The following is an 11711-nucleotide window of genomic DNA, read 5'->3' as shown; positions in this document are numbered from 1 at the left end:
AGGGGAGAGGTTTAAATGAGCTTTTTTATTGAACAAATTGGACGAAGTGGATTGATTGGACTTGTAGGTTTAATCTTCTTTCTTTTTTGTTATCGATACTCTGTTGGTATTTTTGATCTTATTGAAAAACAAACTTTTGGGACGAGAACATATATTTTAGAAAAGTTTGAACTACTCTTTATTGACGTTAAGCCTGATCATGTTACCTATGCACTTTTGGCGCTGTCATTTGGTTTAGGAACTCTTACTCTCATTATCTTTGGACTTCTCGGAAGCTGGGGAGGAGGAGCCTTTTTAGGACTAGTCGTAGGCTTTGTGGGATTTAAGGCCCCTAAACCTGTTGTTGACTATCTCGTCAATCGCCGTATTCTAGCTTATCAAAATCAAATGGTAGATGGCCTTACACTTCTTTCTAATGGTCTTAGAGCGGGTCTATCAGTCCCTCAGGCTCTAGGAATGGTTGTTGATGAAATGCCACCTCCTATCTCAGAAGAGTTTAATATTATCCTCCAGCAGAATAGAGTTGGGGTGACATTGGAAGAGTGCTTCGAAAACTTGGCAGAAAGAATTCCCACTCAAGATAATGATATGTTCGTTTCAAGTGTTAATATTTTACGCGAAACCGGTGGTAATCTTGCCGAAGTTTTTGACACAATCGTTTCTGTTATTCGTGAACGGATTAGATTGAAACAAAAAATTGATACCGCAACGGCACAAGGAAAGTTTCAAGGCTTTACTATTGCGGCCATGCCCTTTGTAATTCTAGCTATTTTCTCTGCAAATGATCCAACCCTTCTACCAAAGATGTTTTCTTCGGCCATTGGGATTGTCTTATTTGTAGTCGCCTGTGTTTTAGACGGTATCGGTACCTTCTTCATTCTTAAAATAGTGAAAATTAAGGAATAAAGTTAATATATGTTTAAGTTTTGGTTAAAGGCCTCCGATATGACTATGGAGAGAATGAAGATTCTTTAACTAAATAAGGATACAAGTCATGAGGATCAGTTTAAAGCTATTAGTACTATGTTTGTTTTCACTGGCATCGATCGCTGGTGTAAATCTGAAAAATGGAAATTTCTACATTACGTACACGGATATTATCGTACCTGGTGGTGGAAATGACCTAGTTGTTGAAAGAACGTACAACTCGAAATCACCTGGAAAAGGATGGTTTGGTTATGGTTGGGGTTCTGATTATGAAACTTTCTTAGTTGTTTCTGCAGATGGTTCAGTAACAGTTCACGAGAATGGTTCAGGTGCTAAAACTCGTTTTACACCAAGACAGGCCGTTGATGCTAAAGCCGCTGCTGAGAAAATCGTGGATGTAATGAGAAAGAAAACATCACTTTCAACGACGGTTGCTAAAACTTTAGTTACAAAGCTAACTAATGATGCTGAACTTAGACAAGCTTATGCTAAGAAGTTCAATGTATCTTCAAACCTAGCAGTTGGAACTGAACTTTATTCAAATGTTCGTGGGCTTCAAAAAGTTATCAAAACTGCAAAAGGTTATATTAGAAAGTATAACGACGGAAAGGAAAACCATTTCAATAAAGATGGTAAGCTTGTTCAAGTAAAAGATAAGAACGGATATGTTGTTAATCTTGATTATACGAAAGAGGGTTCTCTTAAGTCGATCAAAGATTCAATGGCAAAGCAAATCTTCTTCAAATGGTATCCAAATGGTCTTGTGAAATCTGTTGAATCCGGAGCAGGTAAAAAGACAACTTATACTTATGACACAAATTATAACTTAGTAGATGCTAAGGATATTTCAGGAAATAACTTTAAGTACGATTACGATGCAAATCACAATATGACTCTTATTACTTATAAAGATGGATCATCTCAAAAGATTTCTTATGAGAAGAAAACTCAATTTGTAAAAGAGCTTACGAAAAGAAGTGGAGAGGTGATTAAGTACTCTTATGAGAGTAACCCTAAGAACCCTGACTTCCACTACTGGACACTTGTTGCAAAGAAATCTCCTACTAAAAAAGAAGTTGTAAATCGTTACGAGTATGAGATCAAGAAGAAACCAGACGGATCTCACTATACTTACAGAATCCTTACTGTAATCAATGGGCTTAAAACTGAAACGATTTATACTGAGTGTTGTTCTCTTCCAAAACAAATTAAAAGAGGAAACCACGTAACTAACTTTGAATATAATAAAGATGGACTTCTTGTTAAGAAAGCTTCTTCAAGAGGTGACTTTGTAGAGCTTGAGTACCACAAGCAGTATAAGAAGATTACAAAAGTTGTAAACCCACGTGGATGGACAGAATTTGACTACGATAAAAAAGGTAACCTGAAGAAAGCAAATAACTCTAAAGGTATGTCTGTAGTTCTACTGTACGATTCGAAAGGTCGTATTTCAAAAATGATGGATTACAACAAGAAGACAAAACAAAAAAGAGCTCTTGAGTTTCAATACAATGCTCAAGGTAAGCCAGTTGAGATTACTATGAATAAAGTAGGTAAGATCAACGTTAAATATGATAACTACGGTGAGATTCTTAAAGTAGAATCAAAAGCAGGACATAAGATGGCCTTACAAGTTACTCAGGCCTTCCAATCACTCTTAGCAATTGTTAAGCCTGCTGGTGTAAACCTAAATATGTAATTGGAGGGATATATGAAGAAACTACTAACACTATTATTAGTTCTTGGATCATTTAGTATTTTTGCAGATGGTGCAGTAACAGGTGAAAAAGATGGTGATTGTCCTAAGGTTAACTTAGACAATAGAAACACGACACCAGCTACGCCAGTACCAACTTCTACTGAGCCACAGACAAACCCTGGTGGGACAACATCTGATCAACAATAAAATGTTTATAAATTAAAACTTTTATTATGGGCCCGTTTTAGAACGGGCCTTTTTTTGTCTAATTTCTAACCACTGTTTAAATTATTTCACTTTCCTTCTTTCTAACTGGTTGAAAATACATTCTAAAAACTGGCATTGCTCTTGCTTTATAAATAGCAAAGAAACAAAACCATAATGGGGGAAATTATGAAAAAGTTAGCATTAGTATTTTTATTTCTATTAAGTGTATCAAACGTATTTGCATTAAATGAGTCTGGAACGAATTGTGATGATATGTATGCAAGCTCTGATAATGTAGCAAGCGTTGAAGCAGAAGCTCCTGCCGCTACTTCAACTAGTTCAAGCTCATCAACTCAATCAATTGGACAATAAAATTTAACTCAAACTTAACTATTATTCCTTTTAAAAAGCCTGGCCATGAGTCAGGCTTTTTTTTGCCTGATAAACTTAAAAACAGCTATAATACCTCTATGGATAATAATATAACGACCGCTTATTGCGCTCAAAAAGGGCGTGAGAATTTAAATTATAATGATCGTATAAGTGCTCTTGAGGCCTTAGAGGACGAAATAAAGGGCCGTGAGAGCGAAATTCTTGCTGCTTTAAAGGCAGACTTGAATAAGAGTGCTTTTGAATCGTACCTTTCTGAAATAGATTTCTGTTTGCATGAAATTAAACTCATGAAAAAGAAGTTGAAGAAGTGGATGAAGCCAAAGAGAGTTCTTTCACCACTCCCATTTATGCCAGCACGAAGTGAAATTCACTATGAACCATATGGGCAAGTTTTAGTCATTGCTCCTTGGAATTATCCTTTTCAGTTGGCGATAGTGCCTCTTATCGGTGCAATCGCAGCCGGAAATAAGGTTATCGTGAAGCCTTCAGAGATGGCCCCTGCAACTTCTAAGATTATTGATAAAATCATTACTAATGCACTTGATAGTGAGATTGCAGCTGTTATTGAAGGAGGTGTGGAGGAGACTACTGAGCTTTTAAATTTAAAATTTGATTATATTTTCTATACTGGAAATGGCCATGTCGGTCGAATCATAATGGCAGCGGCTGCTAAAAACTTAACTCCTCTCACTCTTGAGTTAGGTGGAAAGTCTCCGGCCATTGTAACAACTAAGAACCTTGACTTAGCGGCCAAAAGAATTGTTTGGGGAAAGTTTTTCAACGCAGGCCAAACATGTGTTGCACCTGATTATATTCTAATTAAAAAGTCTGATGAAGATCGATTTATAGCTGCTTCAAAAAAATACCTCACACAATTTTATAGCGACGAAATTAAAAAAAGCAACGACTATGGACGCATCATTAATGAGCGACATTTTGCTAGGCTTACGGCCCTAATCGATAAAGACTCTGTTCTCATTGGGGGAGATGTGGATAAGGAGCAATTATATATTTCTCCTACATATGTGAGAGCAGATAAAGATAGCGCTATTATGAAAGACGAGATCTTTGGGCCAATACTACCTATCGTTTACTCAGAAAGTTTAGATGAATCGATTGCATTTATTAAAAGCTATGATAAACCACTTGCATGTTATGCTTTCGTTGACTCTAATGGAGATAAGAAAAAGGTCATCGAATCAATTAGCAGTGGTGGAATGGTTATTAATGATACGATCGTGCACTTGTCGAATGAAAAATTACCATTTGGTGGTGTCGGTGAATCAGGGATGGGTGCCTATCACGGTGAGTTTTCGTTTAAGCTATTCTCTCATGAGAAGGCAGTTATGAAGCGAAGCTTTTGTTTGGAAAATGATTTACGCTATCCACCTTATGAGAAAAAGGTATCATTAGTACGTAAAATTATGAATTTACTGTCATAATTCTTTACGGCCACTGAAAGCTTTTCAAAAATTATTTTTAAATATTTATAATTAGTATAATAGGGCCATGAAAATGGCCCTTTTTTATATTCTTCTTAGTAGTACTTTCCTAGCCGCTAACTCAAGTTTAGCAAATACTGTATTAGACCGTGCTGATATCCCAGAGGTTTTCCAAAGAGAATATATCTATACATCTGCGGCCAAACACGCATTTGTCCAAACCTATGGTGTTGCAACCTGTGTTGCACTAATTATGCGAAATTCAGAAGGTCATTCGATTTTGGCCCATTTAGATAGTGCTACAAAGGTTGAGCAAGCAATTTCTAACTTTATTAAAGATCTAGGAGATATCACTTCAGTTCGTTTATACGGAGGTCAACCACCATATCGTTTGGAAGATCGTATTATTTCTGAACTTGCAAACTTCAAATTATATCCAGAGATTATTATAAGAAATGAACGTAATGAATCGCTTAACTTAATGTTAAATCTTAAGTCTGGTGATGTTGTTGATTATGATGAAATCAATGCTTCAACAGATTATAGAATCGCCAGTGAAAAAGTTAAGAGATTAAAGTTTTCATCTCGCATAAGTCGTCATGAGCAATCAATTGGTGGAGGAGATGTTGTAGAAGTTGATTCGCCAAGTAATGGTTTTGACTTTAATATGTTTTTACTTCCGTAATACTCTTATCATGCTAGACTTTCTTTATGAAAAGTCTCAAATCAGTAATTTTAATTATCAGCTCTCTTATTTCGATTTCTTCGTTTGCGAAAGTTAGTGCAAAAGAAGTTTTTAAAACTAATGAAATTATTTGGGGAATTAGTTTTATCAATGAAAATGAAATCCTTTTTACCGAAAGAAGTGGAAAAATTAAATATCATAATTTCTCTACTAAACAGACAAAAGAGCTTACGGCCCCAAAAGTAAAAGCTCGTGGCCAAGGTGGTATGCTCGATATTGTTTTCAAGAAGGTTGGAGGCAAAGACTATGCTTACTTCACTTATTCTTCAGAAGTAAAGGGTGTTGTCGTAACGACATTGGCAAGAGCAGAATATACTAAGATGAAGTTGAATAAGGCCGAAATACTTTTAGAAACAAAAGTTGTAAGTGATACCAGTCGCCACTTTGGTTCACGCTTGTTGTTTAAAGATAATTATCTCTTTATGACTATTGGTGACCGCGGAGAAAGAAAGTATGCTCAGGATCTTTCATATCATAATGGTAAAATCCTACGATTAAATCTTGATGGTACGCCGGCCAAAGGAAACCCTTTTGAAAATAGAAAGGGTGCTCTCAAAGAAATTTGGAGCTATGGACATCGTAATCCACAAGGAATTGCGTTGAATAAGAACGGGGAAGTTTTTAGTTGTGAATTTGGTCCTCGCGGCGGAGATGAACTTAATTTAATAAAGCCAGGTTTAAATTACGGTTGGCCTATTATCACTTATGGTAAGGAATATTGGGGCCCAAGTATTGGGGAAGAGAAAAAGAAAGGAATGGAGCAGCCTCTTGTTCATTGGACACCAAGTATTTCTCCTTCCGGTATGGTTGTTTATGAAGGAAGTAAGTATAAAGATTGGCAAGGGGATATATTCTTAGCTGCACTTGGAAGCGAGCATCTCAGAAGGCTTAAAATGGACGGAAATAAGGTTATTTCTCAAGAGAGCTATTTAGTAGAGCTTGAAGAGAGAATGCGCCAGATTGTGGTTTCACCGGCTGGAGAGCTGTACTTAACAACAGATTCGGGAAAAATACTTAAGGTTGAAAGATAGGTGTTAAAAGTCTAGACAGCGTTGTTAAAGTGTATACTTCTTAAACAATGGGGATATGGTAAGTTATTGAAAGTACTATCTGTTTTGTTGGCATACTTCATGCATTAAATATAGTGTCTACAAAAGGAGAAGTATTATGAAAAAGCTATTTTTATTATCTGTACTAGCACTATTATCATCTCAGGTATTTGCCGGAGTAAAAGAAGCAACAACAAATACGTCTGATGATTCTATTTGTGAAACTAGGGGATTAAACCTAAAACAAAAAATGCAAGAAATTGATAATTTAATTGCGAGTTCTGGTGGGACTATTGAAAAAGAGACAGAGTCAAAGTCTATTAATCAATAATTTATTCACTTTCTCGTAATACTTTTAAAAGGGCCTCACGTTCTTCAACTGTATACTCACCATGTTGATAATCATCAAGAGCGTCGAGGCCTTGAACTTTCTTACCAATTGGCTTCGTAATACCTGAAGATTCTCTTTTAACGTAATCCACTTTCTTAGCAGTATTATTGAAAAGTTTTACTGTCATCTCTTTGCCTTCACTAAGGCTTGTATTCAAATAAAAGGCGATTGTTGAATATACTTTTTGTGTATATGGTTTTAGTGGTTTATTAATACTATCAAATACTGTTGAATTCTTAGCTACGGGAAAGGCCAAGATTAAAAAACTAACTGTAAAATAAATTAAAAACCTAAACATTCAATTAACTCGCTTTTTCTGACGCAATATCATGAGTCAGCTTATCTACAGATCTAAGCAGATCTTCTCTTTTAAATGGTTTTACTAAAAAGTCTTGTGCACCTGAAGAAATTGCTTCAATGCATACAGATTCAATATCAAGTGAAGACATCATTAGAATTTTTGCGTTTGGGAAGTTAGTGGCAACAGATTCAGCAAGTTCTAGTCCACTGATTCCTGGCATAATAACGTCTATGATAAATAGTGTTGGAGGATTATCAAAAGCAAGCTTTAGAGCATCCTGTGCACTACCGACACAACCGACGACCACATAGTCTTCCTGCTCTAAAATATCCTTAACAGAAGTTCTAGAGATTTCAGAGTCGTCAACAATCATTACTTTCATTTCTTCTTTTCCCATATACATTCCATTTTAATTTAATGTTGGATAAAAAAAAAGAGGGCCTTGTTGGCCCTCTCTATTTAAGCGGCAACGCCAGCTTTAACTTTTTCTTGATGCTTTTCGTCCACTTTTTTCATTTGAACTTCTTTCTTGTAAGCGACCCAGTCTACTAGTGCGATATCAAGAACTTCATCAATTGTTTTAACAGGAACAAAATTGATTTTCTCTCTTAGGTTCTCTGGAATATCAACAAGATCTTTCTTATTACCCCAAGGAATAACAACTGTAGAGATACCCATTCTAAGCGCTGCTAGAGCTTTTTCTTTAAGTCCTCCAATTGGAAGAACTTTACCTGTTAAAGTGATCTCACCAGTCATTGCAACATCACGGCTAACTGGAACACCTGTACAATTTGATACTAGGGCCGTTGCTAATGTGATACCTGCAGAAGGTCCATCTTTTGGAGTGGCACCAGCTGGTAAGTGTACGTGGAACTCATGATTTTCAAAAATATCTTCATCGATTCCCATGTAAAGTGCACGAGATCTGATGTAGTTAATTGCCGTTTTTGCAGACTCCTTCATTACGTCACCAAGTTGACCTGTAAGAGTTAGCCCTTGTCCTTTCATCTTTGTTGTTTCGATGTAAAGAACTTCACCACCGTGAGATGTCCAAGCTAGACCAGTTGATACTCCAACTTCATCTTCATCTTTGTGATCTTCTTTTACGAAGATTGGTGGACCTAAATATTTAACAACAGTATCTTTTACGATATGTGTTTTCCCCATATCGCCCTTAGCGATTTTCATTGCTACCTTACGACATAGAGTACCGATTCTTCTCTCTAGATTACGAAGACCTGCTTCTGAAGTGTAGTGCTCAATAACACTCTCAACACCTTCATCAGTAAATACTACGTGCTCGTTATTGATACCATTTTCATCCATTTGTTTAGGGATGATATATCTTTTTGAGATTTCAACTTTTTCTTCTCTTGTGTAACCAGATAGGTTGATTACTTCCATACGATCTCTTAGTGGACCTGGAATATTTTCAAGCATATTTGAAGTTGCAATAAACATACAGTTTGAAAGATCAAAAGGTACGTTTAGGTAGTGATCTCTAAATTCTACGTTTTGCTCTGGATCTAAAACCTCTAGTAGAGCAGCTGACGGATCACCTTTGTAGTCACCAGATAGCTTGTCAATTTCGTCAAGTAGAACAACTGGGTTATTTGTTTTTGCTTGCTTCATCGCCTGAATAAAACGACCTGGCATTGCTCCAACATATGTTCTTCTATGACCTCTAATCTCTGCTTCATCTTTTACACCACCAAGAGAAATTCTTACAAACTCTCTTCCCGTAGCACGAGCAATTGACTTCCCGAGTGAAGTTTTACCTACACCAGGAGGACCTTGGAAACATAGGATTGGCCCTTTCATATCATCACCCTTAAGTTGTCTAACTGCTAGGTGCTCAAGAATTCTTTCTTTGATTTGAGTAAGTTCAAAGTGATCTTCATCAAGGATCTCAAGAGCGGAATCTAGATCAATATGCTCTTCAGACTTTTTACTCCATGGAAGGTCACACATCCACTCAATATAATTTCTCATGATGCTTGCTTCAGATGAATCTGGGTGCATCTTTTCGAGACGTGCAAGTTGCTTTGTTGTTTCTTTAAGAACTTCTTCTGGCATTCCTGCTTCTTCAACTCTTTTTCTGAATTCTGCGAATTCATCTTGTTCTGAGTTTCCGTCACCAAGTTCTGATTTAATCGCTTTGATTTGTTCTTTTAGGAAAACATCTCTTTGATTAGCATTTTCAGATGAAGCATTTGTTTTCATCTTTTGTTGCATCATTAGGATTTCTAATTCGCGATTTAGAATATCATTGATTGCATGTAGACGATCTACTGGATCTAGTGTTTCAAGAATTGTTTGTGCTTCTGAAACATGTAGATTTAAATTTGATGCAATTAAATCTGCAAGTCTTGAGGCATCCGTAATATCTTCAAGAACCATTAGAATATCTGGAGAAAGAACTTTTCCAAGTTGAATAACTTTTTCAAGTTGTTCCTTGATCGTTCTCATAAGAGCTGTTGTTGCAATATTTGAACTATCAGTCGTTTTATCTTCAACCTTTTCTACTTTTGTAATATAGAAAGGTGATTGTTGTTCAAATGAAGTAATTCTAGCTTTTGATAAACCTTGTACTAGAATTTTAATTCTTCCATCTGGAAGCTTTCTCATTCTCATGATCATGGCAACAGTACCAAGTTCATAAATCTCTTCTGGTGCAGGATGTTCTGCAACAATATCTTTCTGACTCGAAAGTAGAATCAGACGATCTGAATGATTAATAGCGTGATCAATAGCTTTAATTGATGCTTCTCTACCAACAAATAGAGGTAAAATCATAAATGGATAAATAACTAAGTCTCGGATTGGTAAGAGGGCCAATTCTTCCTTAAACTCAATGTTCTCACCCTCGTAATTTGTAACCATAAATCTTTCCTCCAACAGGTCGGCGCAATATAGGCAATTTGTTCTTAATTAACATCGGGCAATAAAAAAAACTCTTTAATAAAAAGAGCGAAAATGCGTGATTTTTTTGAGTTTTTTAACTGATTTTTTTGCTATGATTTAGTTAATGTGTTGTAATTTCATAAAGTGAAAGGAGACCGATATAGTCGGTTATTAGGAGTTTTTAATATGTCAGAACATACGACAAAGAAAGTTGCGGTAGTTGTACTTGCTGCTGGTAAGGGAACAAGGTTAAAAATGGATATCCCAAAACCACTAGCACCATTACACCAAAATACTTTAGTCGATTATGTCATCGAAACATTTAAAGATTTTGGAGACATCACTCTAGTAACTGGTCATCAACGTGAACTTGTTGAAGAACACGTTAATGAAAGACATGAAAATATCAACTATGTTTATCAAAAAGAGCAGTTAGGTACAGGACATGCTGTACAAACATATTTAAAAGATTTTGAGCACTCTCGTGGCTATGACTACACAATCGTTACTTGTGCGGACACGCCTTTGATTACAAAAGAAACAATCAGTGCTCTTATTGAAGAGATTGAAAAAGGTCCAAATGCCGTGTGTGCAACTTTCACTGCTGATGGCCCTACTGGCTATGGCCGTATTATTCGCAAGGGAACAGGCTTTCAAATTGTTGAAGAAAAGGATGCAACAGAAGAACAAAGGCTTGTAACGGAAGTAAACTCTGGCCTTTATATTTTTAAAACTCTTTATTTAATGGATCATGTTTTTAATCTTTCAGATAATAATAAATCTGGAGAATTCTACTTAACAGATACTTTTAGCCCTGAAGCAAATGTGGCCCCTCTTCTTTTTGAAGATGCGCGTGAGTTTCTCGGTGTAAATAACCTTATTCAGCTTTCACAGGCAGATATCTATTTAAGACGCTCTATTGCTCGTTTCCTAATGCTTGAAGCAGGAGTACGTTTTACTGATCCGTCTCACACTTACTGTTATTCTAAAAACATTGGTCAAGGAACACACGTTTTTCAGAATGCTTTTATCGATGACAAAACTGTGATTGGTAAAAATGTTGTGATCGAACAAGGCGTAACCATTAAGAATTCAATCATTGAAGACGGTGCCATTATTAAGGCAAATTCTTATATTACAGACTCAAAAGTATCGAAAGGTGCATCAATTGGGCCAATGGCCCAGCTTCGACCAGGAAGTGATATTGGTGAGGGTGCAAAGATTGGAAACTTCGTTGAGATTAAAAAGTCTAAGATCGGTAAGAAATCTGCTGTCTCACACTTAAGTTATGCAGGGGATGCTGAAATTGGTGACAACGTAAATATCGGTTGTGGTTTCATTACTTGTAATTACGATGGTGCCAAGAAGCATAAAACAATTATTGGTGATGGGTCATTTATCGGATCAGATTCACAAATGATTGCTCCTATTGAGATTGGTAAAGAGTGCTATGTTGCATCAGGTTCAACTATTAGTAAAAGTATGCCAGATGGTTCATTTGCAATTGCCAGAGGGCGTCAAGAGACGAAAGAAGGCATGGCAAAGCGTTTCATTAGGAAAAAAAGCGACAAATAGGCCCGCAAAAATTTTATTTTCGCCCGCAAAATGGTATCTTTCTTAAATTAGTATTTTTTAAACATATAAGGAAGTGAC

12 protein-coding genes are annotated in these 11711 nt (G+C 36.3%); 9 read left to right on the top strand and 3 right to left on the bottom strand.

Features of this window, described 5'->3' with window-relative positions; genetic code table 11:
* Positions 1-15 precede the first annotated feature (15 nt).
* From ACRXC1_RS14930 to ACRXC1_RS14895, 8 genes are all read left to right on the top strand, one after another.
* Positions 16-906, top strand: a complete 891-nt coding sequence (locus tag ACRXC1_RS14930) for a type II secretion system F family protein (protein ID WP_392911120.1) — start codon at positions 16-18, stop codon at positions 904-906.
* 88 nt (positions 907-994) lie between these two features.
* Positions 995-2626, top strand: a complete 1632-nt coding sequence (locus ACRXC1_RS14925; RefSeq protein ID WP_392911123.1) for a DUF6531 domain-containing protein — start codon at positions 995-997, stop codon at positions 2624-2626.
* Between the two features lie 12 nt (positions 2627-2638).
* Positions 2639-2833 carry a hypothetical protein gene (locus ACRXC1_RS14920; RefSeq protein ID WP_392911124.1) on the top strand — a complete coding sequence of 65 codons (195 nt, stop codon included), beginning with the start codon at positions 2639-2641 and terminating at the stop codon, positions 2831-2833.
* A 186-nt stretch (positions 2834-3019) separates the two neighbouring features.
* Positions 3020-3205, top strand: coding sequence for a hypothetical protein (locus tag ACRXC1_RS14915; RefSeq protein ID WP_433659993.1), 186 nt, complete (start codon positions 3020-3022; stop codon positions 3203-3205).
* A 98-nt stretch (positions 3206-3303) separates the two neighbouring features.
* A complete protein-coding gene (locus ACRXC1_RS14910; RefSeq protein ID WP_433659991.1) occupies positions 3304-4668 on the top strand; it encodes an aldehyde dehydrogenase family protein in 1365 nt (454 codons plus the stop codon).
* Between the two features lie 67 nt (positions 4669-4735).
* On the top strand, positions 4736-5353 hold the full coding sequence (locus ACRXC1_RS14905) for a hypothetical protein (RefSeq protein WP_433659990.1): 618 nt from the start codon (positions 4736-4738) through the stop codon (positions 5351-5353).
* 26 nt (positions 5354-5379) lie between these two features.
* The gene (locus ACRXC1_RS14900) at positions 5380-6444 is read left to right on the top strand and encodes a PQQ-dependent sugar dehydrogenase (RefSeq protein WP_433659988.1); all 1065 of its coding nucleotides are present in this window, start codon (positions 5380-5382) and stop codon (positions 6442-6444) included.
* Positions 6445-6580: 136 nt separating this feature from the next.
* Positions 6581-6793 carry a hypothetical protein gene (locus ACRXC1_RS14895; RefSeq protein ID WP_021267597.1) on the top strand — a complete coding sequence of 71 codons (213 nt, stop codon included), beginning with the start codon at positions 6581-6583 and terminating at the stop codon, positions 6791-6793.
* A 1-nt stretch (position 6794) separates the two neighbouring features.
* On the opposite strand, the gene ACRXC1_RS14890 is transcribed toward ACRXC1_RS14895, so the two are convergent.
* The 3 genes from ACRXC1_RS14890 to lon form a co-directional block, all read right to left on the bottom strand.
* Positions 6795-7151 carry a hypothetical protein gene (locus ACRXC1_RS14890; protein WP_392861081.1) on the bottom strand — a complete coding sequence of 119 codons (357 nt, stop codon included), beginning with the start codon at positions 7149-7151 and terminating at the stop codon, positions 6795-6797.
* A gap of 4 nt (positions 7152-7155) precedes the next feature.
* Positions 7156-7551, bottom strand: a complete 396-nt coding sequence (locus ACRXC1_RS14885) for a response regulator (protein WP_392911136.1) — start codon at positions 7549-7551, stop codon at positions 7156-7158.
* Between the two features lie 62 nt (positions 7552-7613).
* Positions 7614-10037 carry an endopeptidase La gene (gene lon / locus ACRXC1_RS14880; protein ID WP_433659985.1) on the bottom strand — a complete coding sequence of 808 codons (2424 nt, stop codon included), beginning with the start codon at positions 10035-10037 and terminating at the stop codon, positions 7614-7616.
* Positions 10038-10244: 207 nt separating this feature from the next.
* Here lon and glmU point away from each other — a divergent pair, with 207 nt between their 5' ends.
* Positions 10245-11633, top strand: a complete 1389-nt coding sequence (glmU, locus tag ACRXC1_RS14875; protein WP_433659983.1) for a bifunctional UDP-N-acetylglucosamine diphosphorylase/glucosamine-1-phosphate N-acetyltransferase GlmU — start codon at positions 10245-10247, stop codon at positions 11631-11633.
* The last annotated feature ends 78 nt before the right edge of the window (positions 11634-11711 follow it).

Origin of the sequence: Halobacteriovorax sp. GFR8 (genome assembly GCF_050955245.1) — a bacterium.
In the GTDB taxonomy this organism is placed as follows: domain Bacteria; phylum Bdellovibrionota; class Bacteriovoracia; order Bacteriovoracales; family Bacteriovoracaceae; genus Halobacteriovorax_A.
This window is presented reverse-complemented; position numbering and strand designations above follow the sequence as displayed.

Excerpts from the sequence above, each read along its gene's own strand:
- ACRXC1_RS14930 (WP_392911120.1), top strand. The coding sequence starts at position 16 with ATGAGCTTTTTTATTGAACAAATTGGACGAAGTGGATTGATTGGACTT.
- ACRXC1_RS14925 (WP_392911123.1), top strand. The coding sequence starts at position 995 with ATGAGGATCAGTTTAAAGCTATTAGTACTATGTTTGTTTTCACTGGCA.
- ACRXC1_RS14920 (WP_392911124.1), top strand. The coding sequence starts at position 2,639 with ATGAAGAAACTACTAACACTATTATTAGTTCTTGGATCATTTAGTATT.
- ACRXC1_RS14915 (WP_433659993.1), top strand. The coding sequence starts at position 3,020 with ATGAAAAAGTTAGCATTAGTATTTTTATTTCTATTAAGTGTATCAAAC.
- ACRXC1_RS14910 (WP_433659991.1), top strand. The coding sequence starts at position 3,304 with ATGGATAATAATATAACGACCGCTTATTGCGCTCAAAAAGGGCGTGAG.
- ACRXC1_RS14905 (WP_433659990.1), top strand. The coding sequence starts at position 4,736 with ATGAAAATGGCCCTTTTTTATATTCTTCTTAGTAGTACTTTCCTAGCC.
- ACRXC1_RS14900 (WP_433659988.1), top strand. The coding sequence starts at position 5,380 with ATGAAAAGTCTCAAATCAGTAATTTTAATTATCAGCTCTCTTATTTCG.
- ACRXC1_RS14895 (WP_021267597.1), top strand. The coding sequence starts at position 6,581 with ATGAAAAAGCTATTTTTATTATCTGTACTAGCACTATTATCATCTCAG.
- ACRXC1_RS14890 (WP_392861081.1), bottom strand. The coding sequence starts at position 7,151 with ATGTTTAGGTTTTTAATTTATTTTACAGTTAGTTTTTTAATCTTGGCC.
- ACRXC1_RS14885 (WP_392911136.1), bottom strand. The coding sequence starts at position 7,551 with ATGGGAAAAGAAGAAATGAAAGTAATGATTGTTGACGACTCTGAAATC.
- lon (WP_433659985.1), bottom strand. The coding sequence starts at position 10,037 with ATGGTTACAAATTACGAGGGTGAGAACATTGAGTTTAAGGAAGAATTG.
- glmU (WP_433659983.1), top strand. The coding sequence starts at position 10,245 with ATGTCAGAACATACGACAAAGAAAGTTGCGGTAGTTGTACTTGCTGCT.